A 26,514-nucleotide genomic window follows, 5' to 3' on the forward strand; every position below is an offset into this window, starting at 1 on the left:
AAGTCGCAGCGAACGGTTCGGCAAGCATTAAAAGCCCATTGCTCGCATTCCTCGTAAGTTGCCACCTTGATAGTCATTTTTCTGGGCATGTTTTCCCTCAACTTTGAAAGTGCGCTTGCGCGACTTTCTGCAAGTCGCCATCGCATTCACGAACACAAGCCGCAAACCGTTTGATGAACTCCTGACGCAGGCCGCTGACGCGGATCAAGCGCACGTTAAAGCTGGCTTCTTCATCATTCTTTACCAGAAAACAGGGAAGATTCACCGGCTCGATCTGTGAGCAGGCATCCAGCAGCAATAGCGGCAGAAAACCCGACGGATCGGACAGGCTTTCTCGTTGAATCGGACATCCGCCCCAGAAAAACTGCCGGGGTGCGGCGGCATGGTCAACAATCTGCCGAATAAGTTCCAGCTGGTCCAGCATGTCTATCCTCCAATATAAATTAGATGTACAATAAAACCATGTTAACCGTGATTGAAACCGCAACATTTACCACACAGGCCAAAGCTATCTGGCGCGATGAAGAGCGTGATGCGTTCATTGAGTGGATAGCCTGTAACCCACTGGCCGGTGATGTAATTCCCGGCGCAGACGGCGTAAGAAAGGTACGCTGGACAGCGAGCGGTAAAGGAAAACGCGGCGGAGCGCGAGTCATTTATTTCAACCTGCTTGATGAGGGTGCGCTGGTGTTGCTTATGGCGTATATCAAGAGCAAGCGCGCCAACATATCCGCCAAAGTAGCTAAGGAGGCTAAGCATGAACGATTTTGATCTGGAAAATCTCGATATTGAAAAAGTTGCCGCCGCTGCGGAAGCGGATGCGGGGCAGCCCTTGCCCGGTCTGCGTGAATCGCTGCGCCAGGCACAGCGCGGCGAATATGCCGCCGTGCACACGCCGGAAATGATCATGGCGCGGCGCAAGGCGGGACGACCGGCAGGAAGCGTAGCCGCCGTGCATAAGCAACCCGTCACGCTGCGCATGGAGCCGGAAGCGCTCGCCAAATGGCGGGCCAGCGGCAAGGGCTGGCAGACACGGGCGGCGGCCTTGCTGGCCGCGCACGCTCCATCGTAATTTGCCCGATTCATGATCTCTTGAACTCCGGGAAATCCACATAGTGCGGCGTCGCGCGTCCCAGCGCCGCCGCGCCCCGATAAAGGCAAACCACCTGGCCGGGCTTTAGCTGGCCCAAGGCGTGCGGCTCAATGACCGCCACGCGCTCCCTTGTCCGGCTTATGGTGGTCTTGCGTCCGCCTTCCTCGCGCGTAGTCGACTGGGTAGTTTTTACCTGCTCGGTTGTGCCGATCAACCGGGAAACAAGTTCGCGCGTTTTTTCGTCATTGAGGCGGAAAAATAATTGGGCATCTGAACTGGCAAAAAACACATCGAGCGCCCCTTTACCGTAACGCCGTTCAATTTGTTGAGTCGTTTGAAAATACATCCAAGTAGGAAGCTGGCGACTACGAATTGTGTTGAGTTTCTCGGCAAGCCCGGGCACTGCTGGCATATTGCCAATCTCGTCCAAAAAAAATGCCACGGCGGCGCGTTTTCCGGCGGTATTGATTAGCGAAGTCAAAAGCCCCGTCGCCATGAATGCCAGCAGCGGCCCAAGCGCTCCCAGTTTCGATTCCTCAAATTGCAAAAAAAGTGCGGTCGGTCGGCTCGTACCGATTTCCTTAATCGAAAAATCAGAATGCCCAAGTGCCGATTGAACGCCTGGCAGCGATAAATAATTAAGTGAGCGCAAGCAGCCCGACAATCCCGGAAGTATTAATGGATCAGGCTTGTTTCCGGACAATCCAGCTTTAATTCGCCGTGCAATTTGCGCGGCAGTTGAGCTTTTTGAGTCAATTAAAACATCAAGCAGCTTTCCAAAATCGGGTTGTGAAGAAAGAAATTGATAGGCAGACGGTAAGCTGCCACCCGGCTGCAATTTGGCATGAAATACAGAGGCTTTTAACCAGTCGCGTTGAGCCTCAACAAAAGGCGCCTCGTCCGGGCTGTTGATTGGCAGAAGCGAATTGCAAAGCTCACTGATATCGGTTTCGCCATCAATATCGGCCAAAGGATTCCAATGGTCGGCCTCTGGATCGTCAACAGCCGGATTGACTTTGAGAACCCGATAACCATTTTTTACCAAACCAGAAGAAATGACTTTGTGAATTTCAGGCTTGATGTCAATTGCCGCAAAGCTTAATCCAATTTCTGCCGCTCTCAGAATCTGGTTCAAAAGAAAAACAGTTTTACCAGTACCAGGTGGGCCAATAACTAGACCTCGATCTTCCGTTGATACGTACATTTCTTTTTCATTGTATTTGCCGGCAAACACTCTTGCTTCTTCTTTCGTTGCGCTCATCGATAAAAGTTTTTTAATTGATTCTTCATCATCAATTCGGCGTGGCTGAAAAGTCCACTTTGTATTGTAAAGAAGCCAAAATAGCAAAGTAGTGATAATAAGGCCACAAATCAAAGCAGCAGCCATAGCCAATTGAAGATCAAGCGGCCAATTGGTAATTGAGTTTTGCCAGGCAAAATTAGCGGCATGATTAATAGGAATGTTTCGGCGTGCGGAAATTAGCTTGAGTCCGGCAAAAGCAAAAACAACCGTAAACATTGAGCCAAACAATAACGAAAGCAAAAAATTTTTGATCTTGTCGACTAGCATAGTGCCATCCATCTAATATGCCAAAATTACATTTTGATGTAATTCCGGCAGGGTTTAAACGCGGAGCGTCTCTACCGCGAGCGTCAGCGAGTAGGTAGTGACGCTCCGCCCTGATGGTTCAATAGTAGGGCTTACTGGCCGAAAAAAATAGTGACGATTTGAATTACAGTAAAATAAAGTAAAAAGCGGGTAATGACTTGCCGTCGCAGAAATGCGACAATTTCCGTAAATAATTTTTGGGTTGTAGAAATGGCTATCTTTAAAAGTGACAGCAAAATAAACCGGCAAGCAAATGAACTGCTGTCACAGCTACGAGAATCCGAGTCGGCCCGAAAGAAACTTTCGGCTAATCTGGCTGAAGCAAACCGAAAAATTGCCGAGTTGGAAAATAATTTGGCAATGAAGGAAGCTAAGCTAAATGAGGCGTTGCGGGCAGTAACGAAAGCCAGGAAGCGCCAGAAAAATTCGGTTCAACGGGCAAACAGATTCAAGGCAAAACTGGGCAAGTCAGTTGGCCTTTCAAGGTCATAGTTTTTGTCTTTTTTCTCAAAAAAGGCCACCTTGCTTCAGGTGATTGACACTAGAGCCAGTAATGGCGGTTGTGCTCGTAGAAGCAAAAGACGGTCAGTCTTGCAAGGCCAAAAGCAGCAGGCAACGCAGGCGCGTATGTATCAAAGGCAACCAACGCAGGCCAAGTGCACATGTGGGTATCTTTTATATATATTTTTTTTTTGAAAAGGAGATTATTTTATGAGTGAAGAAGTCAGTCAGAAGGAAGAGGTTTTTGACAAGGGAAAACTTTATCAGTTTGATGGAAGCCGGTTTGTTCAGGTCGAGCCATCAAAAGAGATAAAAGTTCCGATTACTGAAGAGGCAATGATGGAAATTCAGGAATTACGCAAAACTGTTCAGAAATCAATAGGAATGCGACCGGAATTGTCTTTGGTTGTGTCTGCAATGATTGTTGAAATGGCAAAGAATCCTGAAGAAGTTGTAAATGCAGTTAAAAGCTATGGGCAAAAAATCTATGGCTAAATTTGAAGTTTAAGGTATTGGCAGTCCTTCAGTTTGTTTCGTCTGGTTAAATAGCTGCCTACGGCACGACAGCGACGCAAATTGATTTGCAGTATTTTGTGGTGCACGGGCTTCGGCCTATCGAAAAACTACGGTTTTTCGATTGTTTTCGCCGTTTTCGAACGTCGAAACTTTATTTAAACACTAACCACTACTTTTAAATAGTTTTGGATGAGGCAATGAGGCACATTCTTGTTCGGGAAATTACTCAATTGTGCGAGAGAAACAAAGACGGTAGTTTTTCGACACAAGCTGCCAGAAAAGATATTTTGATTCAGGCGGGAAAACAGCTTCTTGAAATTGGCCGTTTTAGAAACATGGGCGTAACGGGCCTGAAGCCTAAACATGTTCAGTTTCTCGTTAATCAGTGGCAGAAAGTAGACGGACTTTCAGATGCGACGATAAAGAATCGCATTGCCCACCTTCGATGGTGGGCGGATAAGATCAACAAGCAAAACGTTATTCCAAAGGCCAATGCTCAATTAGGCATCGGCCGACGCAAATATGTGACAAACCAAAACAAGTCGGTTCGAATTAGTGATGAAACTTTGAAGAATATTAAGGACGAAAGATTGCGTTGCTCGATTGAGTTACAGCGTGCTTTTGGATTGCGCCGCGAGGAGTGCCTGAAATTCCAGCCGAGTTATGCACTTGCTGGCAGTCCCGGGATTGTCAGGCTCAAGGCTTCGTGGTGCAAGGGTGGTCGTGCGCGTGAGATTCCAATCCTAAACGACTATCAAAAAGCAGTTTTGGCCAGGGCTGCGATGCTGGCCGGGGCCGGGTCGATGATCCCGGCGGGGCAACGGTACGTGGAACGGCTCAAGCAGTACGAAAACACGACGAATTTCCTCGGCCTGTCGCGACTTCACGGGCTGCGGCATGCCTACGCGCAAAACCGGTACAAAGAATTGACCGGCCGGGAATGCCCGGCCAGGGGCGGGCCGACTAACAAGCAGCTTGATCAGGAGCAAAAAGAAGCGGATCGAGCCGCGAGACTGGTAATCAGCAATGAACTGGGCCACAACCGGGAAAACATCACGGCCGTTTATCTGGGGCGATAGGAGGGGCAACCATGCCAGCAGGCACACCGACAAACAACATGGCGAATTTCACGCCGGAGCCGCAGGACTATTCCATCACGCATCTGCTGGCCAATACCTTCGGCGAAGTGACGGCCAACATCTTCGGGAGTACGGCCGGAGGCGGTCTGCCCGATATTCTCGGTACAGCCTTCGCCTATTTCAATAGCGCCGTCCTGTTTTTTGGCACGGTGATCCTGGCCTATGTGACCGTGTTCGGGGTCATGAACACGGCCAACGACGGACAGGCGCTGGGGCGCAAGTGGTCAACAGTATTTACGCCGTTGCGCATCGCCGGATCAGCGGCATCGCTGATCGTGACCACATCCGGTTATTCGGTTATTCAATTGATTGTCCTGCAAATTGTCGTCTGGGGCGTGGGCATTGCCGACACAACGTGGACAAACGTAGTGAAGGCGGCGCTGACCCGGCCGCTACCCAATGCGTTCGTCGCCCTCGATGCCGATGCCAACCAGGTCCGCACACTAGCGGGCAACATGCTGCTGTCCAAGGTCTGCACGATGTCGCTCAACCAGACGCTGGGCATGATTACAAACGGGCAGACAAACATTCAGCCTGTCGAGAAGACCATTAATTTCAACCTGGGTCGAGGCTTTTCGGTCGTGTCCGATATGGCCGCCGAGGCGCTTGGCCTGAATACCAGCATTGTGACCAAGATTTATGAGTACAAGGATACGTCGGCAACGCCGGTTGCCGATGGCAAACCGATTTGCGGCAGCGTCGGTTTTATGGGCAGAACGTCGACAGTTTCCGCGACAACGCCAAGTGTGCCGTTTTCGGCCAACATCGATGCGAAAAAGATGTTCGTGAGTACGGGCTATGACGCCAAGCAAATTCAGATGATCGCCAACGCCATGGCCTACAACACTGCGGTTGGGGCATACAATGTACTGGACGAAAAGATGACAGTGCTGGCCGCCGACATCGTGTCCGAAAAACCGGACATCGATGCCGGGCGCTTCCAGGAAGGGATCAATGCCTATGTCCGGACATTCCGCAAAGGCTATAACACCGACATCAATCAAATGGATTCGACGCACGGACAGGTCATCAAGAATTTCCTGGAACAGAGTACGCAACATGGCTGGGTGCAGGCCGGGATGTTCCATCGTCGCCTTTCGCAGATTCAGACGGCTTTGAACGAGGCGTATCGCATCACGCCGAACAGTAAGCCGCCGATGACTGAATTGATCCAGCAGACTGCCCCTGCGCACGACAAGGGACTTTTGGCTAATTACGCCCTGGCGACGCAAAAGGCGTTTGATATTATCGCCAACGGACCGGCAGCCTGGGAGAGCAATCCCGTCAATGCGGGAAAGAAGGCGACGGAGATTCCGTCTCTGAAGCTGGAGAAAGGTTCCGATCCGACCGATGTGTGGGATGGCTGGCTTAGCAGCATGGGCCAGAAGGCCGTGGCCGGGACGGTGGATATGCTCGCCGTGCCGGATACGCCGGGCTGGCACGATCCGGTGATACAGGTCAAAAACATCGGCGACTATGCAATGGTCATCGGGGAAACGCTCATCGCTGCGCCGACGATGCTTAAGATCGCCGCCAGGTGGGCCAAGGCGGGGGTGAAATCGTTGTTGTCCATCACACCGATCAATTTGACAGGGCTACAGGATGTTGCCGAAGAAACCGGCAGCGCCTTCATTCAGACGCTGGGCTGGCTGTCCGATTTGATCGTCGTTCCGGCCTACGGTCTGCTTTACATCGGTTATTTCATGTCGATTTTCCTGCCGATGGTGCCGTTCATGGTTTTTACCCTGGCCGTCATCGGCTGGTTAATCGCCGTCGTCGAATCGGTGGTGGCCGCGCCCTTGTGGATGGTCATGCACATGACGCCGGAGTCAAACGATAGCTTCATCGGTTCGCAGCAGCAGGGGTATCTGTTGTTGCTGTCGGTATTTTTCAAGCCGATCCTGACCGTGCTGGGTTTGTTGCTGTCGATGATCATGCTGCGCCCGATCATGGATCTGGTCAATCTGGGTTTTATCGGCTCCCTGAACACGATCCAGGCTAACAGTACAACCGGGATTGCCTCCTATTTTGGTTTTATGCTCGTCTATGCCTTCATCACGCTGTCGGTGTTCATGACCGTTTTTGCTCTGCCGCAGGATATGAGCGACAGAGTGCTCAAGTGGATCAGCGCCGGTATCGGCAGCCTGGGTGAGAAGGATGCGATGAAAAAAATCGAGATGCTGGTACGCGGGAAAAACCGAGTCGCAGGAAAAAGCGGTGAGTCAGCCAATTTCGTGACGCGGGAAAACCTTGAGCAAGAGAAGAAGTAAGCGCTGTTTTTTTATAGACAGCTTCGACCGTTAGGTTCCAAAGGTGCAGCATCCGCCGCCAGCCCGAGAGGGTGGCGGGGTTTCGGATGCGTGTTCAGGCGTATGCGTGCGAACCTTGATGCGCTGCGCGCATCAAGGCCGCGCCGCCGTCCGGCGCGGGCACATGCGACTGCGAAAGGCGCGCCCGGATACCGCCCGGATGCTTATGGCGTCAAAAACAACTTGATGCCCTTTGGGCGCGTTACAATGCACTTTGTTTGTAACACATGAGAGCGGCAAAAATGGGCGAAGCCACCTTCACTTTTCGGGTCGACGAAACCCTGAAAACCGAATTCTCGATGGCCGCTAAAGCCAGTGACCGAAGCGGCGCGCAACTCCTGCGCGACTTCATGCGCGAGTTCGTCCAGTTGCAGCAGGAAAAGGATACGCATGAAGCATGGTTTCGCCGTCAGGTGCAGCGCGGTTTGGACTCGGCCAATGCCGGCGAGCTGCTATCCGCCAATGAGGTGGAAGCAGAGGCCGAGGCGTGGCGGGCTGAAACACGCCGGAAGATTGCCGCATCGTGAAGCTGGCATGGACACGGCCAGCAGCAGCCGACAGGCGGGAAATCCGCGCCTACGTCGCACAGGACAATCCGGCCGCCGCGCTGGCCCTCGATAATCTCTTCTCAAAGCAGGCTGCACGCTTGCTCGACTATCCGGGCTTGGGCCGACCTGGCCGCGTTGACGGCACCCATGAGCTGACAGTGCATCGGAACTACGCCCTCATCTATGACGTGGCAGGCGACCTGGTGCGCATGCTTCGTGTGCTGCACGTTGCCCGGCAATGGCCGCCGGTTCAGTCTTGAGACGATCTGCTGCGTCTTGGGTAACAGAAGAGTCCTCAGCCGCTTGTGTCCCCGATCCGCTTTCCATTTATAGACAGCTTCGACCGTTAGGTTCCAAAGGTGCAGCATCCGCCGCCAGCCCGAGAGGGTGGCGGGGTTTCGGATGCGTGTTCAGGCGCATGTGTCCGCGCCGCCGTCCGGCGCGGGCACATGCGCCTGCGAAAGGCGCGCCCGGACACTTATGGCTCGAATTCCCACGGATTGATAACAACCAGCCCCGCCGCCCGGAAAGGCAATGTGTCACGTGTGGCAATAGCCAGGCCATTGGCAGTGGCAATGGCGGCAATGCAGGCATCGGCTGTCTGGAGGCTTTGGCCGGAAGCGCGCGTAACCGCCAGCAGACTAGCATAAGCGTTCGTACAGGTCAGATCAAACGGCAATACGCGCCCGATGAACATCGGCAAAATGCGCGTTTCCAGATTCTCGTGAAGCGCCGTCCGACGCTTGCCTACCGGCAGCAAAGCAACGCCAGCGCGCAATTCGGCTACGGTCATGGCCGACAGATAGAGCGTCTCCAGCGCCTGCGCATCGATCCATTCGATGACACGGATTTCGGGAGACTGGCGCAGCGGCTCTGAAACCACATTTGTGTCAAGCAGAATCATTCTAAGCTCGCCGACCGCGCCGGATTTTTGTCGCGCATGTTCTCGAAGAGAACAAGTTCTTCGTCAGTCAGCTTAACCTTACGGCCAATTTCAGCCAGCAACGAACCCAGCTTGAGTCGGTGAGCCGGTTTTACGGAATCCCCCAGGATTTCGCGCATTTCAGCCTCAACGCTACGCCCATGCCTGGCAGCGCGCACGCGGATAGCCCGGTGCACTTCTTCAGGCACATTCCGAACAGTGACAGAAGGCATGTTTCAAAACCTCAAAATAATTGATCTGCTTGCAGATTAGCAAAATGCAATCATTCCTGCAAGTCAGCCTTGCCGATCCGTGTTTCAGCTTTCTGCGCTGTCCTCGCTACGCGAGGCCATGTCACTTCCCGACGCGGGCGCATGCGCCTGCGAAAGGCACACACACTTTTTTATTTCTTGTAGAACAGGGATTATTTCGTCCAGTCCTCCACTTGCAAATTGCTGACCTGGTAAAATGCCTGATCGTCCGTGACCAGCACAGCGCCGACGGCAGATGCATGCGCGGCGATTAGTAAATCCAGCGGTGCGAGAATAAGGCCATGCCGTTCCATGCCAGCGCGCAGTGTCCCGTAACATTCGGCTGCGGCGCCATCCCAGGGAAATACATCGACACGTCGCAGGAGTTCCTGCACTGCGCGCTGAAGTCGCTTTGCCTGCGGCCGTTTGGCCAGGCCAAAAAAGATTTCTCCCTCGGTGATCGCCGAGATGCAAAGCGCCGCCATGGGGGCGGAAACTACCCGGTTGACAACGGCCGGATGCGCTTTCAGCAGATGGCTCACCATGTTGGTGTCCAGCATGTAATGCTTCATTCCTGGTAATCCTCGAACGGATCGCGGTCATGTATTCCCTGGCTGCGTTCCTTTTCATCCAGGAAGTCGGCGGGTACATGGGCTTCCTTGAGCGCGGCAAAGAAACCATCCCAGGTTGCGGGTTTGCGCGACAAAATCACATCCCCGGTTTCCTGATCCTTCCGGATAAAAACCTCCTTAGTGTCGAATCGGTAGGCCGCTGGTAGCCGCACCGCCTGACTACGGCCATTAATAAACAGTTTGGCGACTTGGCTCACGATTAAAACTTCCTTCAAGCAGGCATATATCAAAGTGTATTTTAGTAAATGAGATATATCAAGATATATCTCATTAGATTCCGGCAGGTTGCTTCGACTGCACAACGCACAACCAGGGCAGGGTGGGGTTTGTGATTGCGCCTGCACGGTTTTTATTGTTTACAGGATCGGTTTTGTCTTACGGGAAAATTGGCGTGCCAAGTCACTTGACGCAGTGGAAAATAATTTAAATCAGCCCAACGACGAGAAGCAAGGCGCGATCTACCGCCTTCATCCGCTCATCGTCGAGCCCTCCAAAAGGCTCGCTGATCTTCGACCGAGGCAAGGTTGATAGCTTATCCACCATTACCTGGGAAAGCACGCGCAAGCCATTGGCGTTGTCCGGTTCAACGGTGACACGGAAAGCGGCATCACGCACGGCGCTGGTAATTGGGCAAATCACGAGACTTTCCAATTCGGCCAGTAGATTCGACTGCACAACAAGGGCAGGACGGGGTTTGCCGTAGTCCCCTGGTAGCGAAATCGTAACGAGATCACCCCGTTTCACTGCCAGCCCTCAATCTGCCCTGCAGCCTCTTCGGCAAACCTTAGCGCATTCAACTCTGCCTCGTCGCCCTTTAACTTCAGGCACTGTTGGCGTATGCGTTCCACGAAATCATCGGTTCGCGTATCCGGAACCCAAAACTGAACAGGACGAAACCCCGCAGCACGCATACGCTGACGGTGCCGATCTACCTTGTCAGTCACTTGCCTGGCTGTAGCCACGGGAATCTCCTTACGTATCATGTAAGGTTACATGATACCAAGGTTTGAGCCTTAATGCTGCCTTGCCCATCTCTTTGGGTACGGTGTGGAGATTACCCTTGCCCGGCCAGTTTTTCCGCTTTTACGTAAAACGGCTTGAAGCTTCTCGGGTTCGCGGCTTCGGCCTCATCGACCTGACGAACACAGTGATTGCCGTGACCGACGATCTGCTGCGTCTTGGGTAACAGAAGAGTCCTCAGCCGCTTGTGTCCCCGATCCGCTTTCCATTTATAGACAAGCTGCGGCGTTTATGTTCCGAATGAGCAGCATTCGCCGCCAGCCCGAGAGGGTGGCGGGGTTTCGGATGCGTGTTCAGGCGCATGCGTGCGAACCTTGATGCGCAGCGCATCAAGGCCGCGCCGCCGTCCGGCGCGGGCACATGCGCCTGCGAAAGGCACACACACTTTTTGTTTTTTGAGTTGGGATTTTTTGCCGCGCGGAGCATCACGTCTTGCCCGGATTTATCAACACTTCTATAATGTAATACGTATTCAGTGTATGAGAGATTGATATGCACCGGAAAATGACGATTACACTTGATGAAGCTGTCTACGAAGGGCTTTACCGGACTGTCGGTAGACGGCGCATGAGCCAGTTTATCGAAGATTTGGTACGCCCGCATGTGGTCGACACTTCCCTTGACGAAGGCTATCGGGCAATGGCCGCCGACGAGGCACGCGAAGCCGAAGCCTTGGAATGGTGCAATGCGCTGGCAGGGGACATGGCCGATGCGGCGCGGTGAAGTCTGGTGGGTTGAGTTCGATCCGTCCGTCGGTAGCGAAATACGCAAAACACGCCCAGCGGTCATTGTAAGTAACGATGCCGCCAATCGGCATTTGGCGCGGGTTGTGGTTGTACCCATGACCAGTAACACCGGGCGGCAATATCCTGGCGAAGCACTGGTAACGGTTGCCGGGCAAAGCAGTAAAGCGATGGCGGATCAGATTATGGCTGCCGATAAAACTCGGCTCAAAGGCCAGCTAGGGACGCTTTCAAAGGCTGATATGTTGGCCGTCGAGGATGCTATCAAGGTACATCTGGCATTGCCGAAATAGATATAGCCAGCACATCTGATTCTACTTTAGCGCTAGCCTTGCCCGGCCAGCTTGGCGGCCAGTTTTTCCGCTTGCAGGTGAGTGTAGCGCTTCAAGACCTGTAGCGTCTTGTGGCCGCTGATAGCGGCCAGCTCAAGCACGGAAAAATCGCCGCGTTCGGCCAGCCGCGACAGGGCTTCGTGCCGCAGGTCATGAAACGTCATGTCGGCAATTTCCGCGCGCTGGCAGGCGGCGCCAAAGGCGCTGTACAACGTTACTCTGCCGACGGGAATCACCCGGCCGCTCAAAGAGCGCGGCAAGGCTTTCAGCGCTTTTAAAGCGGCGGGAGAAAGTGGAACCACCCGTGTTTCCCCATTCTTGGTTATCGGTAACAAAGCAAGGCGTCGTTTCAAGTCGATGTTCTTCCACTCAAGGGCTAGTAGTTCGCCCTGACGCATAGCGGTTTCGACAGCCAGAGTCACGGAAGGCCATAGCCAGGGATTCCGGCTTGCGCGGCATTCCTTGGAGAGCGCCTCCCATTCCTCTTGTGATAGACGGCGTTCCCGGCCTTTAGACTCTCTGGGCTTGCGGATTTTGTCGACCGGATTGCCGCGCGGGAGCGTGATGCCTTTTTCGGTCTGAGCAAACCCAAGCACTTTAGACAGCATGTAAAGCTCCTTGCGCACCGTTGATTCTCCCGCGGCCGGGCGACGGGCGCTGCCTTTGAGCCGTTGGTCGCGGAAACCGGCAACCAGGCGCTGATCAAGCGAAGCCAGGCTGTAGTCGCCCAAGGCTTCCTCAATGCGCGCAAGCTGGAACCGCCATGCCTCTTTACGGTCTTCGCGCTGCCGGTAATGCATTGGCGCAAACTCCGTCTTGAAATCCTCGATGAGTTCGCGCAGTGTGGTTCGCTCCGCCACATTGCTGCTGGTGAAACTGCCTGCGTCCATTTCCCGTTCAACGGCTCTTGCCCATTTCTCGGCATCTTCCCGGTAATTGAACGTTTTAGTCTGGAGCGGGAAGCCCTTATGTCTGATTTGCGCCTGCCATTGATATTCACCTCTTTTTCGAATCGTAGCCATGGGGGTACATCCTATCAGTGTGACAAATTTGTGACAATATATACCAAAATACCCCGTAAGTCCCGTGGTTGAGGCATTTAAGACACGTCTGGAAAGCGTGTTCAGGGTAACACCCTGACGGGGGTTCGAATCCCCCTCTCTCCGCCAGAATAAAAACATTACCCACAAGAAACGCCCGAACCCCAGGTAAATAAGGGTTTCGGGCGATTTTTTATCCACGATTGCCAACACAGGCAACAAGAGAGGGGCAACACAAAAGAACCGTTCTACATGGCGAATCTGTAGGCACGATTGTAGGCGCGTGTGGCATGGGAATGACAGGATGCCTACAAATAACCTGACGAAATACTTACCCGTATCCGGCCAGTTATTAGGGAGCCGTTTGCAGAAGATGTATCGCTGATGATGCGTGTTTGGGCTTGCTCAGCCTCAGCCCAGTGGTAGAGGCGGTATGGGCGATGCGGCGAGAATGCTTCTGGCAGCCTGGATGCCACTGCGCACGGCGCCTTCAAGCGTGGCGGGGTAGTCGGCACAAACGTAGTCGCCGGCAAGGTGGAGTCCAGGCAGCGAGGTACTGGTGTTTGGGCGAAACAGATTGGGGCGGCAGGAAAAAGTAGCACGGCGTTCACGCAAGGTCTTATGCCAGACAGGGAAGGGTAGCTGTTGGCGCAGAGCGGTTTGAAGTTCCTGGTGCAGCGCGACCATTAGTGTAGCGTTATCGCGTTCGTCCCAACGTCCGCGTGCACTCAGAACGAAGGCGATGAGACCCGGTGTGCGGTAAAGCCGACCGTGATCGAATGCCCATTGGCCCAAGTTGTTTCCCGCCGCGTCGCTCAAGCCGAGCATCGGCGCGGGTAGTCGGACTTCTGGCGGGTACGCGGCGTAAACGGTGCCGATTGGCTCGTAATCATAGGCGCCAAGCTGTGTGGCGACAGAATGTGTTTCTATATGTTCCGTCAGCAGCGGCACGGCGTGCTGCGGCGCGGTAGCGATGATGACGTGGTCGAATGATTCGTCTCCGATACACCAGTGCTGTCTGTTCCGTGTCATATGTTCGATACGGCAGGAAAAACGGATGCGGCCACCGTGCGCTGCGATGAATGTTGCGGCTGCGTCGGGGAAAAGCCGCCCCAGATCGACAGCGGGCAAGAGCAGGTCGGTGGCGTACCGGTCGCCGCCGAGGCTGTCACGCAGCACATTGGCGAAAATTTGCGCTGAGGCGTGTTCCGGTGGGGTGTTGAGTGCGGCTAGACACAACGGTTCCCAGAGCATGCGGCGTAACGCCCCGGCCTGCCCGGTGTGGTCGAGCAGTGAGGTTACGCTGCTGTCCGCATCTAGCCGGTAGTCGAGGGCTTGCAAGCCACGTATGAAGCGGGCGGCGGAAAGTTTCTCGGCGAGCGTAACGCCTCGTGCACCGAGTAAACCGATTGCCAGCGGCAATGGCGCCGGAAGCGGCAGCCACAAAGGCGGCAGACGCAGGCGAAAGTTTCCGGCAGGATGTTGCAGGGTCAGCGGCAGGCGATGGAACAGGGTGGAGAGCTGGTGCCCAGCGTTGCTGCTGGCGTGGTCTGCCTGCGCTTCCTTACACTTGTCGATGTTACGGTGCACGTGCCGTATCAAGCGCAAGGTTTCGCGATACGCGCCGATCAGGATGTGTTGGCCGTTATCGAGTACACGCCCGTCGATGGCGACACTGCGAGCGCGGCCGCCCAGTTGCTTCGCGGCTTCGTACACAGTGACGGAGGCGCCGGCCGTGCACAGTTCGACGGCGGCGGCAAGCCCGGCCCAACCGCCGCCGATGATAGCGACCGACAGCGCGGTGCGAAGGGGGCTGCCGGTGTATTCCAGGGACTGAGTGTATGCCCCCTGAGGTCCTAAGCCTTGAACCATGTGTGCCAGGCAATCCAGAGTTTGCGCAGTGGTGTGAGCGAGATACGCCGCGTGAGCGTTTGCCCGCCGCGCCGTTTGATCTCCTCCAGCACGGCGCGGTAGATGGCTGCCATCACCAGGCCAGGGCGTTGCGCCTTGCGATCGCAGGGAGGCAACTGCTCCAGCGCCTGCTCGTAATAACGTTCGGCGCGTTCGATCTGGAAGGCCATCAGGCGATGAAATGCGGGAGAGTCGTGCGCGCCAAGAATATCCTCTGCCGTCACGGAAAAGCGGGCGAGTTCGTCGAGCGGCAGGTAGATACGGCCGCGTCGGGCATCTTCGCCAATATCGCGAAGGATGTTGGTCAGCTGGAAAGCGATGCCCAGGTCGTGCGCATATTTGAGCGTGCGTTGATTCTGATAGCCAAAAATTTCTGCTGCCAGCAAGCCGACGACCCCGGCTACGCGGTGGCAATAGAGCAGCAGCGACTTGAAGTCTGGATAACGCCCTTCGTGCAAATCCATGGCCATACCGTCGATGATTTCCAGCAGGTGTTCTTTGGGCAGGCAAATATGCGTCATCGCTTCGCCCAGCGCCTGTGCGACGGGATGCCGCGGCGTGCCGGCATAGAGGCGTTCGATTTCACTGCGCCAGGCATCGAGCTGTGCGGCGGCCGTGTGCACATCGCCGCCTTCATCAACGATGTCATCTACTTCGCGGCAGAAAGCATAGAGTGCAGTGATCGCCTGCCGCCGTTCCGGCGGCAGGAAAGTGAAGCTGTAATAAAAACTCGAACCGCTGGCGGCGGCTTTCTGCTGGCAATATGCGTTTGGCGACATGGCGCTTGGCTGGCTGTAAGCAGTTGGCGGGATCTGATCTGTAGGGAAGCTGGATTTTTACATAAACAGCGCTCGGCCGGCCAGCCGCACCCAGTCATACACGCCCAGGCGCGGCCGCCGGTGAAAAATATCGCCGCGTGCCTGGCGAATGCGTTCAAGAATACGTAAGCCGCCCTGAATGGTCAGGCGGATTTCCCAGCCTATGCGCCCGGGCAAAGAATGAACGAGCGGTGAGCCCGCATACATTAGCGCTTCGCTGCGTTCGATCTGAAAATCAAGCAGCGCGGCCCAAGCTTCGCTCCAGCGGCCTTCGGCAATCTGGCGCTCATCGATGCCGAAGCGGATCAGATCACTTTGCGGCAGATAGACGCGCTGTTTCTGCCAGTCGACGGCGATGTCCTGCCAAAAATTGGTGAGCTGCAAGGCCGTACAGATGCAGTCGGAACGGTACAGGTTTTCCGCATCGGTACAATCAAACAGATGGAGCAACAAGCGACCGACGGGATTGGCCGAGCGGCGGCAGTAGTTGAGCAATTCCGGGTAATCAGCATAACGTTGCTTGACCACATCCTGGGCAAAAGCGTCGAGCAGGTCGCGGAAAGGCGCGAGCGGCAGTCGCCATTCCCGGATCACCTGATCCAGCGCCCGAAACAGGGCTGTGTCTGGCGTCTGACCGCCTTCGATGCGATCTAGCTCGGCGTGGTAGGCATCTAGGCTAGCCAGCCGGGTTTCGTTGCTGGTATCGCCTTCGTCGGCAATATCGTCGGCGCTGCGCGCGAATTGGTAGATGATTTCGATGGGCCGGCGCAGCCGCCGGGGCAGCAGGAGAGAGGCAACAGGAAAATTCTCGTAATGTTCAACGGGCATGAGTGGCAGCCTGGTGACGGGTTGTGCAAGACCAAGAAAAAACAAAAAACTGATCGGCTCGACAGCATGACTGAAATTTCAGTATTTCAGGGTAGGAGTATAGGGCTTTTATGCAGTAAAATTGCCGCCACAAGGCGAGAGTGGCGGAATGGGTAGACGCACTGGATTTAGGTTCCAGCGCCGCAAGGCGTGGGGGTTCGAGTCCCTTCTCTCGCACCAGTTTGCAGCCTGACCACTGGTAGGGGCAGGCGTACCGCACATGGTCGCTGACCTGATGTTGCCTGATCCCCTAAATCAGTAGACCTTCAGACGAGGGTGACGCAATTAATGCATTGCGCTTCTTATGCAAGGCAAAAAACGCAACAAGGCTGAAAAACCTCGTGAGCATTTCTAATGTCGCAAATGCCGAAAAACACCGCTGCAATGCAGATTGTCATCAGGTCGCTGATGTGCCGAGATTCTTTTCAATCTACGGAGGAAACAATGAAAAAACGCGCATTGTCTCTACTTGCTATTACCTGCTTACTCGCTGCCTGCGGCGGCGGTAACAAGAACTCGCCGGCAGACCCAGCGCCCGTCCCGCCAAAGGCAGATGCCGCCGCAGCACAGCAAGCCGTCGAGCGACCGGTGGGCGGTGAAAAAGATGCACATGGCTGCCTGCCATCTGCCGGGCAGACCTGGTCAGCCATACGCAGCGAATGCGTGCAAGTCTTCGACATCGCCGATATTCGTCTGATCGACCCAGCCAATGACACCCTTGCCGTATACGTCATCCTGTCTCAGGACAAGAAAAAAGCCGAAGTCTTCGCCGCCGACCTGCCGGAAGGCCTCATCCTGAACGCCGGCAAGGGCGGCTACAAATCCAAAGACGGCAAAGTCCGCCTGATCAAAGGAAAAGGCAAGGGCAACTGGAAAATCCGCAAATAAAAATGTGATGCCAAAAACGGGGGTCTGCCCCGTTTTCTATACCGGCTCCCGTACCCGGAAAATTACGCGATAAAAACTTCGCCCTGTGGGGCTGAAATAGCGCGTGCAGCGAGCAGGCATCCGAAAGGTTGGGTTCGAATAAATCATGCTGCGACCTGGCGGGGGCCGTGTTTATCTCGCCTGGCGGTTTTTAAGAAAATAATCGCGTGAGCAAGCGATGGGCTGAAGCCCGTCCTCCGCAGGTCCATGTTTATCGCGCCGGGAGACCTCTCTAAAGAAAAGCGGACGGCGAACCGTCCGTTTTTATCGTCGTTTCAAATAGAACTGATACGGTGTCGGTAAGCCTGACCGGGCACCCATAAAAAACGTTGCGCAATTTTTATGGGAAACCCACACTTACTATCTGTACTGTTTTCGGCTCGCCTTGTCCCAACCCTCTATTTGAAACGATATATCAGGCCATTTTTGCCTTGCCGATATCCTCGGCAATCATCCTCGGCGCGAATTCGCGGATTTCGTAAGCGGCGAAATCCGGGTAGTAGCAGTCTTCAGCGAGGATTTTGTCCAGTTCCGCGCGGTCTTTGACGTGGGCGAAGATCACGCCGTCGTGCGCGTCGGAATCGATGTACGGCCCGAGCATGAGGAAGTGGCCGGCGGCGAAGTGTTTTTTGAACCAGGCGGCGTGTTCGGCAAACATTTTTTCGTGTTTGTCGGCGGGCAGGTCGGCGTTGACGGTGATGTTGATGATGTACATGGGTTCTCCTGGTTTAGGCGGCGATTTCCCTGATTTTCGCAATCAGGCGGGCGGCGTGGTCGCGGGCTTGGTCTTTCTGCGTGTTGATGGCGGCGGTGTCTTCACGGCCAACGTAGCTGATGCCGCAGGTGTAGATGGGCGCGACGAAGTCGAGGTTGCACAGGGTCGCGAGCGTCGCAAACGGCGGCAGGAAGTCGTCGATGGTGTGCTTGAAGAAGCCGTCTTTTTGGTAGGCGGCGGCGGGCGCGCCGGTGGTGAAGGAGAGCAGCAGTTTTTTGCCGCCCAGTTCGGCGGTCGAGCCGTGCGCGAAGCCGTGCAGGAAGACTTCGTCCAGCCGCAGTTTCAGCAGACCAGGCACGCTGTACCACGAGAAGGGAAACTGGAAGACGATGACGTCGGCCCGGCGCAGCGCATTCTGTTCGGCGGCGATGTCGAAGCGGTAGTCGGGGTAGAGGCTGTCCAGGCGGCGGATTTCCGCCTCGGGCAGGGCTCTCGCGACTTCGTTGAGAATGGTGGCGTTCGCGACGGAGGTGCCGAGGTCGGGATGGCCGGAGATGATCAGGATGTTTTTCATAAAAACCTCGTAGTGAAATGACGCGGCGCAGTATAGGCAGGCGGGATTATGATGATTAGCCGCAAACTGCCTGAAACACTCTTAGCCCAAACCACACAATCTTATGGACAACAGCATCTACGCCCAACTCAATCTCTTCCGCCTTATCGCCGCTGCGGGCAGCATCACCGCCGCCGCGCGCCAGCTCGGCATTACCACCCCGTCCGCCAGTCAGGGGCTGAAACAGCTGGAAGCGAAAATCGGCGTGCCGCTTTTCATCCGCAGCACGCGCAGCATCCATCTGACGGAGGCGGGCGAGCAACTGCTGGCGCGCACCGCCGACGCCCTGCTCACCCTGCATCAGGCGGTGGACGAGGCGCGGCAGGCGGGCGATGAACCGTCGGGCTGCGTGCGCATCACCCTGTCGCGCTTCGCCTACCAGCTCATCCTGCGCCCTGTTTTTGCCGACTTCTGCCGCCGCTACCCGCAGCTGCAACTGGAAATCTCCATTCATGACGGCACCATCGACCTCATCAGCAGCGGTTTCGATCTCGGCATCCGCTTCGGCAACGCGCTGGAAGACGGCGTCGTCGCCCGCCCGCTCTATCCGGCGATGCGCGAGGGACTCTACGCCAGCCGCGCCTACCTCGATGCGCACGGCACGCCGCAGACGCCCGCCGACCTGCTGCACCACCGCCTCGTCGCCTACCGCTTCGTGACCGCGAACCACCTCTACCCGCTGACCCTGCACGAAGACGGGCAGGACATCAGCGTGACCATGCCGTCGCCGCTCATCTGCAACGACATCGAGGTGATGAACGACGCCGTGCGCGACGGCCTCGCCATCGCCCGCATCTTCGAGCCCATCCGCGACCGGCAGGCCGACCGCGACGCCTTCATCCCTGTCCTCGAACCCTACTGGCGCCGCTATCCGCCGGTATACCTCTATTACCGCCGGCACGCGCAGAAAGCGCGGCGCGTGCAGGTGCTGATTGACTACTTGCTCGGGCGGACGGGAATGATTGGGATGGATGTCAGGCGGCATAAGGGTGGCCGCCAAACAGCGTAAACGCCGGGCTTGCGGGGCTGGTCGTGTTTAAACCTTGTCCTGTTCGGCAAGCGCGCAATGGATCAGCATTTGCGTGCCGAAACAACCTTGGGGCTGCGGCGGCAGATTTGCCGCCGCGCTATCAGCGCATCCGTCCGTCCGAGCGGCGGCGTGCATCGGGGAAGTATCAGGAAGCATCGGGGTCGCTAATCCATATAACAAGTACCGTGCCCGGCAGTGGCCACCTGCCGGAAAAGCAAAAAAGCCTGAAAAATTCCGGTGGCTATAATGACCAGGCATGCTCTGGTATGTATTCCCTGCAACCCAAACAGGAGTAAGTATGATGAAACAGAATATTATCGTTGCCTTGTTCGATGTGCCCAGCGAGGCGTATCAGGCGTTTTCCGAATTGAAAGCCTACACGCAGACCGCTGATACGCTGATTGCTCAGGCTGTTTTGATCAAGAAGGAAAACGGCCTGATCATTCCCGCCGAAAGCGCCGACTTCACCGCCAGAACTGCCGAAGGCGCGTGGACGGGCGGCCTGATTGGCGCGCTGGTGGGCGTGCTTGCGGGCCCGCTGGGCGTCATTTTGGGCGGCACGGCAGGCGCGCTCATCGGCGGCAATACGGGGACGGCCGAGACCGCCGGCGACGCCCTGCTTTTGGGAAATACGGCTCGCAAGCTGGACGATGGCAGCACTGCCGTGATCATTCTGGCGCAGGAAGCCGACGAAGCCGTGCTGGATGCGTTCTTCAACCGCTTTCAAACCACCATCCTGCGGCAGGATGCCGCCGCCGCACAACAGGACGTGTTGGCCGCCGTGGAGGCGCAGCAGGAAGTGGCGCGGCAGGCGCATGAGGCGTGGAAAAAACAGCGCAAGGCTGAACGCCGGGAAAAACTGGACGCATTCAAAGCCGACATCAAACAGAAGTTTGACGAACTGGCCGCCAAACTGAAGAAATAAGACTGGACGCCCCGTCGCTCCCTCGGAAGCCGCCCGCACACCCCGCGTAGGGCGGCTTTCTCCGCCGCAGACCGTCTAGGCATTGTTTTTAGACGGTCTTTTATTGAATTGTGGCTATCAACAATAAATTATCAGTGATATTTTTTTGGGCCGGAGTCTGTTTTTCTGCGGGGCGCCGGACAAATTCATGCTGAAAATCTCTGGAGGCCTTACGCTCTGTAAAACTCCCGGGAGCTAAAAGCCCTTGAACGCAAAGAATCCCCTTTCCGCATCTCAAAATTCGCGGAACAGCATGAATGCAGCCCGAAAACCATCCGCTGCCATCTCATCAAAGCAGCCACCAAAGCCCAAAAATAACCGGAATGTATTAGCGCGCCTCATCGGGTGAAGCATTACCGAAGCACAGTCGCCGTGACTGGAACCGCAACGACACCTACCCCAACCCCCGCGTAAAACGGGCATCTCCAGAGGAGCTACCCGCCAGCCCAGTGTTTACGGGTACTTCCGGCTTGCCTACCCGCAAATGCCCGATTGACAAGGGCTTCAGAAGCGACCGGGCTGGAACGCCCAAAAGACGCGAGGTTTAGGCCGACGGATCATTCCGTTCCGCTGCGGCCGGTAGGCTTATGCCTGACCCATATCACTGACGCTCCGCCGGCCGCGTGGGTGAGGCATTACCTTCCGAAGCGCAGCCCGACCGAAGACACGCAACACCACCTGCCCCGAACCCCGCGTAAAACGGGCGTTTCCGGCCATGCCTCTCACCGCGCTTGCAATGGGGCTTTTCAGCTTGGCTTGTCTGCTGTTTAATACGCTCTGGCTGTTTGCTGCATGGGTGCCGGGCGAGGTGATTTGGCAACGGGCTTTCGGAAAATTATCCGGCTCGCCATGCAGTGCTTCATTGTTGTAACTGGCACAAACTAACCTAGGGGGAACGGGTCATGGGGCAATACAAGAAATTATGGTTGTTACTCATCGCTGTTTTAACGATCACTTTCTCGATCCTGGGCTATTTTGGCGTAGAGGTGTACCGTAAGGCGCCGCCGTTCCCAGAGGCCTATGTGTCGTCTGACGGGCAAACCGTCATCAGCCGCGATGATATTCTGGCCGGTCAATCCGCCTGGCAGAGCACCGGCGGCATGGAACTCGGCTCGATTATGGGGCACGGTGCATATCAGGCGCCGGACTGGACGGCCGACTGGCTGCACCGCGAGCTGCTGGCCTGGCTGGATATTTCCGCGCAGAACCAGCACGGCAAGCCATTTGCCGAGCTGGATGCAGGGCAGCAGGCCGCGCTGAAAACCACCATGGTGGAGGAATACCGTAACGGCAGCCGCATGGGCGCCGACGGCAAGGTGGTGCTGAGCGATACCCGCATCAAGGCAATCAAGGCCGTTGCGCCGTACTACATCACGCTGTATGGCGCCGATCCGTCGATGGAAAAGGCGCGCGATCACTTCGCCATGAAAAACAACACGCTGCCGGACGAAACGCGCCGCCAGCGGCTAACGGATTTCTTCTTCTGGACGGCGTGGGCTTCCGCCACCAACCGCCCGGATTACCACGCTACCTATACCAACAACTGGCCGCACGAGCCGCTGATCAACAACGTGCCGACGGCCGAAAACGTGATGTGGTCGGTGGCCAGCATCGTGTTTCTGTTGACCGGCGTCGGCCTGCTGGTGTGGGGCTGGTCTTTCTTGCGCAGGCACGATCCTGACCCGCAACTGCCGGAAAGCGACCCGATCAGCAAGGTGCATCTGACGCCGTCGCAGCGGGCGCTGGGCAAATATGTGTTCCTGACCGTGGCGCTGTTTGTCGTGCAGATTTTCCTCGGCGGACTGACGGCGCACTATACGCTGGAAGGCCAGCATTTCTACGGCATCCCGCTGTCCGACTGGTTCCCGTATGCGCTGGTGCGCACCTGGCACTTGCAGTCGGCTATTTTCTGGATTGCCACCGGCTTTTTGACCGCCGGCCTGTTTCTGGCGCCGGTCGTCAATGGCGGGAAGGACCCGAAATTCCAGGCGCTGGGCGTCAATGCGTTGTTTGTCGCGCTGTTTATCGTGGTCGGCGGCTCCTACGGCGGCAACTTCCTAGCCCTGACCCACGCCATGCCGGCGCACTTGAATTTCTGGTTCGGCCACCAGGGCTATGAATACCTAGATTTAGGCCGCTTCTGGCAGATTCTGCTGATGGTTGGCCTCCTGCTGTGGCTGTTCCTGATGCTGCGCTGCACGGTCGAAGCGTTCCGCAGCGGCGGCGACAAAAACCTGCTGGCTATTTTTGTGGCCTCCATGGTCGGCGTGGGCGTGTTCTATGCACCCGGCCTGTTCTACGGCGAGCACGATAGCCTGACCGTGATGGAATACTGGCGCTGGTGGGTGGTGCACCTATGGGTGGAAGGCTTCTTTGAAGTGTTTGCCACCGTGGCGCTGGCTTTCATTTTCTACAACCTGGGGCTGGTCAGCCGCACTTCGGCAACTGTGGCCTCGCTGGTCGCCGCCTCGCTGTTCATGGTCGGCGGCGTGCCGGGTACGTTCCACCACCTATATTTTTCCGGCACCTCAACGCCGATCATGGCCGTCGGCGCGTCGTTCTCCGCGCTGGAAGTTGTGCCGCTGATCCTGCTCGGCAAAGAAGCGCACGAGCATTGGTCTTACCAGCACGCCACGCCGTGGATGAAGCGCCTGCGCTGGCCGCTGATGTGCTTCGTCGCTGTGGCCTTCTGGAACATGCTCGGCGCCGGCGTCTTCGGCTTCCTGATTAACCCGCCGATTTCTTTGTTCTACCTGCAAGGCTTGAATACCACCGCCGTACATGCCCACGCCTCTCTGTTCGGCGTGTATGGCTTCCTGGCGCTGGGCTTCGTGCTGCTGGTGGCGCGCTACCTGAGGCCGGACTACGAGTTCAACGAAAGGCTGATGAGCAGCGGCTTCTGGCTGTTGAACCTCGGCCTGGCCGGAATGATCGCCGCCAGCCTGCTGCCGATCGGCGTGATCCAGATCCACGCCGCCATTACCGACGGTTTGTGGATGGCGCGCAGCGAAGCCTTTATGCAGCAGGAATCCTTAGTGCTCCTGCGCTGGATACGCACGCTGCCCGACCTGGTGTTTATCGCTGGCGGCTGCTGCATCGCCTGGCAGGCCACCTGGATGGTGTTCAGCAGGAACCGCGCCAGCGCGGCCTGATCGGGTACTTCCTCCGAAACTCGCGTGGATAGGGCATCTCCTCGGAGATTCCCTGCTTACAAGGGCTTGCGGGCAGCCCCTCCGGAGATGCCCGTTTTACGCGGGCTGCGGGGCAGGCGTTGTTGCCGTTCTTCGGTCGCGGCGGCCGCGCTTCGGACGGTGATACTTCACCCGAGCGCCGGCGATGCAGCTGGCTTCAACGCACTGAATAGATCGCCTTACGCTTTGCTCCTGCGGTCGGCGGTGCGCCAGTGATATGGTCAAGCATAAGCCAGCTGGCCGTAGCAGAACGGAATGATCAGTCGGCCTAAACCCCGCGTCTTTTGGGCATGCCAGCCCGGTTGCTTCTGCAGCCCTTGTCAATCGGGCGTTTGCCGGCATGCATGCTGGAAGCCCACGTAAATAGTGGGCTTGCGGATAGGTCGCCCGGAAATACCAAAAAACAGTGAGATTGAAGATAGATAGACCGGAAGTGCCCGTAAATAAGCGAATTGAAGACAGGCCAGCCTGAAACCCACGTAAATAGGTGCTTGCGGATAGACAGGCCGGAAACCCGCGTAAACACTGGGCTGGCGGGCGGCCGCAATCGGAGTTTTGGGGGTTGTCCATCGGTGCAGGTTTTACCCCAGTCGGGCAGGGGGGCTTGCTTGAGGGCGGCGAGTAGGATGGCCCGCGCGCTGGCGAAGTCGGAGACGTGCTCTGCGAGGGTGATGGTTTCCATGGCCGCGTCGTCCGTTGCGGTTTATCTACATCCGGGAAAATCATCTGAGCGTATTGGCGCGCTTCTTCGGAGTGCTGTACTGTCTGCTCTGTACGGCGCCACTTTCTTGGCTTGATTGCTAGGATTAATATTATCTTGCTTGACCGCAACCACCTCTACCACGACTACGGAGCTCCCATGCAAGACGAAAACAGAGAAACTCTCCACACCCTCCGCAAACTGAAAAACGCAGAAAGCTCGCAAGAGCGCTTGCAAGGCTGGCGGGAGATCCGCGCCGCGCAGGGCCTTAGCGGCGAATACGCCCTCGCCGTGCGTCTGAACGGCAAAGCCTACACCGAAGAAGAAGCTGACATGGTCGCGGCGCTGTTTGGCCGCTGAAACACCACCCATGCCGTCTTACCACAACGTACCGCTACCCGCAGCGCCTGCGGACGACGATACGCGCCGGACGCGGCTCACCGCCTTCCTCACCACCTGGGACAACACCCCCGGCCTGCGCCGGTGGCAGGGGCGCGCCCTGCAACACAGCCGCCCGCTGGAATGGTTCGGTGCCGCACAATACCTGCACTACGAACAGCTCCAACCGCTTTTTTGCCCTGACGCCGCCGATACCGTCCGCCTCACCGCGCAACTGCTCGGCGAAGCGCTGGTCGCCCACCTCGATTTTGCCTGGTGCCGCAGTACCGTCTTCCCCGAAGAACCCCTGCAAATTCGCCACCGCGAACGCGAAATCCTGCTGCATCTGCCCGCACTCGTCGCCAACGTTCTGAGCCAGCCGCAAGACGCCGCTGACGCACTGGAAACCCAATTCCTGACGCTGCTCACCGACTGGCTGGTGTGGTATCAGGAATACCACTGGCTGACGGCGCTCACCCTGCCTGACTGGGAAGAAACCGTCTATACCGTGCGCTTCGGCGTTTGTCCGCCGCCAACCCTGCGCCGCCGCCTGCGCCTGCTGCTTGAATACGACGAAGAACACATCATCCGCCATTTTGGCAGCAGCATGCTGCTGCCGCCCCTCGCCATCCTCGAACAGCACGACTGGAACACCCTGGAAAGCGCAGTTTTCGCGCTCGAACAAGACAACAACCGGCAATACGGCAGCGCCTGGCGTGAACAGGCCGCACAAAGCGCACAATCGTGCGGCGACAACATCGATAGCTGAGCGCCTCATGCCAGCCCAGCTCCATCTCTACCAGCCGCTCAATACCCTAAAACCCTGGGGCGACAACATTTGGATTGCCGACGGCGGCCTCATCCGCATGGCCTTCCCGCTGGGCCTCACCATCCCGTTCAGCACGCGCATGACCGTAGTACGTCTAACTGACGGCAGTCTGTGGTGCCATTCGCCCATTGCCCCCGATCCGGCACTGCTTGCCGCTATTGACGTCCTTGGGCCGGTACGCCACCTCGTCTCGCCCAACCGCATCCACTACGCCCATATCCCCGCCTGGCAGCGCCACTATCCGCAGGCGAAAGCCTGGGCCAGCGCCGGCGTACGCGAGCGGGCGGCATCGCAACATATCAGCGTTACCTTTGCTGCCGATCTCGGCGCAGAAGCACCGCCGGACTGGGCGGAGGATATCGCGCAACTGCCTTTTCACGGCAGCAGCGTGATGACCGAAACCGTCTTCTACCACCGCGCAAGCCGCACCCTCATCCTCACCGACCTCATCGAAAACTTCGAGACCGCAAAATTCCCCAGCCGTTTCTGGGCAGGCGTGATGAAACTCAGCGGCATCGCCGATCCGGACGGCAAAACCCCGCCCGACTGGCGCGCCACCTTCAAAGATAAAATTGCCGCCCGTGCCGCACTGGCGCACATCCTCGCCTGGCAACCGGAGCGCATCATCCTCGCGCATGGCCGCTGCTACGACAAAGACGGCGTCGCCGAACTGCGCCGCGCCTTTCGCTGGCTGGATTGACGGCATCACTTGTAGTCCCCGTAAATAGCATCGTTGCAAATAGGAATGAGACAAGGCGGTGAGCCAAGGACAGTACGGGCAGTACGGCGGGGCGTACCAACACAAGCAGATTATTTTCTGGGATGGGTATTAAACGGTTTCTTTCCAGCCGCCGTATGTATCGACGCGAGTTTCTGCGGCCAGTTTTTCCAAAGCGGCGATGTCATCTGTACTCAG

The 26,514-nt window shown here is 56.6% G+C and carries 32 protein-coding genes and 1 tRNA gene; 19 read left to right on the plus strand and 14 right to left on the minus strand.

All coding sequences use genetic code 11. The annotated features are described in order from the left end of the window. Positions 1–97: 97 nt before the first annotated feature. Positions 98–424: a hypothetical protein gene (locus tag ABCS64_RS02740; RefSeq protein ID WP_418890401.1), complete on the minus strand. Its 327-nt coding sequence runs from the start codon at positions 422–424 to the stop codon at positions 98–100. 38 nt (positions 425–462) lie between these two features. Between ABCS64_RS02740 and ABCS64_RS02745 the strand changes: the two genes are divergently transcribed. Beyond that, on the plus strand, positions 463–771 hold the full coding sequence (locus ABCS64_RS02745; RefSeq protein ID WP_418890402.1) for a DNA-binding protein: 309 nt from the start codon (positions 463–465) through the stop codon (positions 769–771). Further along, entirely contained in the window at positions 758–1,072 is a 315-nt protein-coding gene (locus ABCS64_RS02750) for a BrnA antitoxin family protein (protein WP_418890403.1), read from the plus strand. Before ABCS64_RS02745 ends, ABCS64_RS02750 begins: the two co-directional genes overlap by 14 nt. Positions 1,073–1,082: 10 nt before the next feature. Here ABCS64_RS02750 and ABCS64_RS02755 read toward each other — a convergent pair whose 3' ends face one another. Further along, positions 1,083–2,663, minus strand: coding sequence for a type IV secretory system conjugative DNA transfer family protein (locus tag ABCS64_RS02755; protein ID WP_418890404.1), 1,581 nt, complete (start codon positions 2,661–2,663; stop codon positions 1,083–1,085). Between the two features lie 249 nt (positions 2,664–2,912). On the opposite strand from ABCS64_RS02755, the gene ABCS64_RS02760 reads away from it, so the two are divergent. From ABCS64_RS02760 to ABCS64_RS02785, 6 genes are all read left to right on the plus strand, one after another. Further along, positions 2,913–3,194, plus strand: coding sequence for a hypothetical protein (locus tag ABCS64_RS02760; RefSeq protein WP_418890405.1), 282 nt, complete (start codon positions 2,913–2,915; stop codon positions 3,192–3,194). A gap of 219 nt (positions 3,195–3,413) precedes the next feature. Beyond that, complete coding sequence (locus tag ABCS64_RS02765; protein WP_418890406.1) at positions 3,414–3,698, plus strand: hypothetical protein; 285 nt, start codon at positions 3,414–3,416, stop codon at positions 3,696–3,698. Positions 3,699–3,916: 218 nt separating this feature from the next. Next, positions 3,917–4,798, plus strand: a complete 882-nt coding sequence (locus tag ABCS64_RS02770; protein ID WP_418890407.1) for an integrase domain-containing protein — start codon at positions 3,917–3,919, stop codon at positions 4,796–4,798. 11 nt (positions 4,799–4,809) lie between these two features. Continuing rightward, positions 4,810–7,128: a DotA/TraY family protein gene (locus tag ABCS64_RS02775; protein ID WP_418890408.1), complete on the plus strand. Its 2,319-nt coding sequence runs from the start codon at positions 4,810–4,812 to the stop codon at positions 7,126–7,128. Positions 7,129–7,409: 281 nt separating this feature from the next. Continuing rightward, positions 7,410–7,694, plus strand: a complete 285-nt coding sequence (locus tag ABCS64_RS02780; protein ID WP_418890409.1) for a CopG family ribbon-helix-helix protein — start codon at positions 7,410–7,412, stop codon at positions 7,692–7,694. After that, on the plus strand, positions 7,691–7,975 hold the full coding sequence (locus ABCS64_RS02785; RefSeq protein ID WP_418890410.1) for a type II toxin-antitoxin system RelE/ParE family toxin: 285 nt from the start codon (positions 7,691–7,693) through the stop codon (positions 7,973–7,975). The genes ABCS64_RS02780 and ABCS64_RS02785 overlap by 4 nt, the downstream gene beginning before the upstream one ends. A 218-nt stretch (positions 7,976–8,193) precedes the next feature. On the opposite strand, the gene ABCS64_RS02790 is transcribed toward ABCS64_RS02785, so the two are convergent. The 6 genes from ABCS64_RS02790 to ABCS64_RS02815 form a co-directional block, all read right to left on the minus strand. Then, positions 8,194–8,619, minus strand: a complete 426-nt coding sequence (locus ABCS64_RS02790; protein WP_418890411.1) for a type II toxin-antitoxin system VapC family toxin — start codon at positions 8,617–8,619, stop codon at positions 8,194–8,196. Continuing rightward, on the minus strand, positions 8,616–8,870 hold the full coding sequence (locus ABCS64_RS02795; protein ID WP_418890412.1) for a FitA-like ribbon-helix-helix domain-containing protein: 255 nt from the start codon (positions 8,868–8,870) through the stop codon (positions 8,616–8,618). Before ABCS64_RS02795 ends, ABCS64_RS02790 begins: the two co-directional genes overlap by 4 nt. A 191-nt stretch (positions 8,871–9,061) precedes the next feature. After that, positions 9,062–9,460 (minus strand): type II toxin-antitoxin system VapC family toxin, encoded by a 399-nt coding sequence (locus tag ABCS64_RS02800; protein WP_418890413.1) that lies wholly within the window; start codon positions 9,458–9,460, stop codon positions 9,062–9,064. Next, a complete protein-coding gene (locus tag ABCS64_RS02805) occupies positions 9,457–9,717 on the minus strand; it encodes an antitoxin (RefSeq protein ID WP_418890414.1) in 261 nt (86 codons plus the stop codon). The genes ABCS64_RS02800 and ABCS64_RS02805 overlap by 4 nt, the downstream gene beginning before the upstream one ends. Before the next feature lie 226 nt (positions 9,718–9,943). Next, positions 9,944–10,264 carry a type II toxin-antitoxin system PemK/MazF family toxin gene (locus ABCS64_RS02810; RefSeq protein WP_418890415.1) on the minus strand — a complete coding sequence of 107 codons (321 nt, stop codon included), beginning with the start codon at positions 10,262–10,264 and terminating at the stop codon, positions 9,944–9,946. Beyond that, positions 10,261–10,503, minus strand: coding sequence for an antitoxin MazE family protein (locus ABCS64_RS02815; RefSeq protein WP_418890416.1), 243 nt, complete (start codon positions 10,501–10,503; stop codon positions 10,261–10,263). The genes ABCS64_RS02810 and ABCS64_RS02815 overlap by 4 nt, the downstream gene beginning before the upstream one ends. Before the next feature lie 77 nt (positions 10,504–10,580). On the opposite strand from ABCS64_RS02815, the gene ABCS64_RS02820 reads away from it, so the two are divergent. From ABCS64_RS02820 to ABCS64_RS02830, 3 genes are all read left to right on the plus strand, one after another. Further along, complete coding sequence (locus tag ABCS64_RS02820) at positions 10,581–10,706, plus strand: hypothetical protein (protein WP_418890417.1); 126 nt, start codon at positions 10,581–10,583, stop codon at positions 10,704–10,706. A 338-nt stretch (positions 10,707–11,044) separates the two neighbouring features. Beyond that, the gene (locus ABCS64_RS02825) at positions 11,045–11,263 is read left to right on the plus strand and encodes a hypothetical protein (protein WP_418890418.1); all 219 of its coding nucleotides are present in this window, start codon (positions 11,045–11,047) and stop codon (positions 11,261–11,263) included. Further along, entirely contained in the window at positions 11,226–11,576 is a 351-nt protein-coding gene (locus ABCS64_RS02830) for a type II toxin-antitoxin system PemK/MazF family toxin (protein WP_418890419.1), read from the plus strand. The genes ABCS64_RS02825 and ABCS64_RS02830 overlap by 38 nt, the downstream gene beginning before the upstream one ends. A 32-nt stretch (positions 11,577–11,608) precedes the next feature. Here ABCS64_RS02830 and ABCS64_RS02835 read toward each other — a convergent pair whose 3' ends face one another. From ABCS64_RS02835 to hpnC, 4 genes are all read right to left on the minus strand, one after another. Next, positions 11,609–12,637 carry a site-specific integrase gene (locus ABCS64_RS02835; protein ID WP_418890420.1) on the minus strand — a complete coding sequence of 343 codons (1,029 nt, stop codon included), beginning with the start codon at positions 12,635–12,637 and terminating at the stop codon, positions 11,609–11,611. 429 nt (positions 12,638–13,066) lie between these two features. After that, positions 13,067–14,527, minus strand: a complete 1,461-nt coding sequence (gene hpnE / locus ABCS64_RS02840; RefSeq protein ID WP_418890421.1) for a hydroxysqualene dehydroxylase HpnE — start codon at positions 14,525–14,527, stop codon at positions 13,067–13,069. Then, positions 14,512–15,345: a presqualene diphosphate synthase HpnD gene (gene hpnD, locus ABCS64_RS02845; RefSeq protein WP_418890422.1), complete on the minus strand. Its 834-nt coding sequence runs from the start codon at positions 15,343–15,345 to the stop codon at positions 14,512–14,514. Before hpnD ends, hpnE begins: the two co-directional genes overlap by 16 nt. 57 nt (positions 15,346–15,402) lie before the next feature. Continuing rightward, positions 15,403–16,212 (minus strand): squalene synthase HpnC, encoded by an 810-nt coding sequence (gene hpnC, locus ABCS64_RS02850; protein ID WP_418890423.1) that lies wholly within the window; start codon positions 16,210–16,212, stop codon positions 15,403–15,405. 134 nt (positions 16,213–16,346) lie between these two features. On the opposite strand from hpnC, the gene ABCS64_RS02855 reads away from it, so the two are divergent. Both ABCS64_RS02855 and ABCS64_RS02860 read left to right on the plus strand, forming a co-directional pair. Further along, positions 16,347–16,431: transfer RNA gene (locus tag ABCS64_RS02855), tRNA-Leu, on the plus strand. A 264-nt stretch (positions 16,432–16,695) separates the two neighbouring features. Next, complete coding sequence (locus ABCS64_RS02860) at positions 16,696–17,139, plus strand: hypothetical protein (protein WP_418890424.1); 444 nt, start codon at positions 16,696–16,698, stop codon at positions 17,137–17,139. A gap of 454 nt (positions 17,140–17,593) precedes the next feature. Here ABCS64_RS02860 and ABCS64_RS02865 read toward each other — a convergent pair whose 3' ends face one another. Next, a complete protein-coding gene (locus tag ABCS64_RS02865; protein ID WP_418890425.1) occupies positions 17,594–17,893 on the minus strand; it encodes a YciI family protein in 300 nt (99 codons plus the stop codon). Between the two features lie 13 nt (positions 17,894–17,906). Continuing rightward, positions 17,907–18,467, minus strand: a complete 561-nt coding sequence (locus tag ABCS64_RS02870; RefSeq protein ID WP_418890426.1) for an NAD(P)H-dependent oxidoreductase — start codon at positions 18,465–18,467, stop codon at positions 17,907–17,909. A 103-nt stretch (positions 18,468–18,570) separates the two neighbouring features. Here ABCS64_RS02870 and ABCS64_RS02875 point away from each other — a divergent pair, with 103 nt between their 5' ends. The 6 genes from ABCS64_RS02875 to ABCS64_RS02900 all read left to right on the plus strand — a co-directional run bounded on the left by ABCS64_RS02875 (position 18,571) and on the right by ABCS64_RS02900 (position 26,298). After that, positions 18,571–19,515 carry a LysR substrate-binding domain-containing protein gene (locus tag ABCS64_RS02875; RefSeq protein WP_418890427.1) on the plus strand — a complete coding sequence of 315 codons (945 nt, stop codon included), beginning with the start codon at positions 18,571–18,573 and terminating at the stop codon, positions 19,513–19,515. Positions 19,516–19,834: 319 nt separating this feature from the next. Further along, positions 19,835–20,461, plus strand: coding sequence for a DUF1269 domain-containing protein (locus ABCS64_RS02880; protein WP_418890428.1), 627 nt, complete (start codon positions 19,835–19,837; stop codon positions 20,459–20,461). Between the two features lie 941 nt (positions 20,462–21,402). After that, positions 21,403–23,652, plus strand: coding sequence for a nitric-oxide reductase large subunit (locus ABCS64_RS02885; protein ID WP_418890429.1), 2,250 nt, complete (start codon positions 21,403–21,405; stop codon positions 23,650–23,652). 898 nt (positions 23,653–24,550) lie between these two features. Beyond that, on the plus strand, positions 24,551–24,751 hold the full coding sequence (locus ABCS64_RS02890; protein ID WP_418890430.1) for a hypothetical protein: 201 nt from the start codon (positions 24,551–24,553) through the stop codon (positions 24,749–24,751). Between the two features lie 10 nt (positions 24,752–24,761). Next, positions 24,762–25,538, plus strand: coding sequence for a hypothetical protein (locus ABCS64_RS02895; protein ID WP_418890431.1), 777 nt, complete (start codon positions 24,762–24,764; stop codon positions 25,536–25,538). A gap of 7 nt (positions 25,539–25,545) precedes the next feature. Next, a complete protein-coding gene (locus ABCS64_RS02900) occupies positions 25,546–26,298 on the plus strand; it encodes a DUF4336 domain-containing protein (protein WP_418890432.1) in 753 nt (250 codons plus the stop codon). The last annotated feature ends 216 nt before the right edge of the window (positions 26,299–26,514 follow it).

Origin of the sequence: Dentiradicibacter hellwigii (genome assembly GCF_041770905.1) — a bacterium.
GTDB classification, from domain to species: Bacteria; Pseudomonadota; Gammaproteobacteria; order Burkholderiales; family Rhodocyclaceae; genus Propionivibrio; species Propionivibrio hellwigii.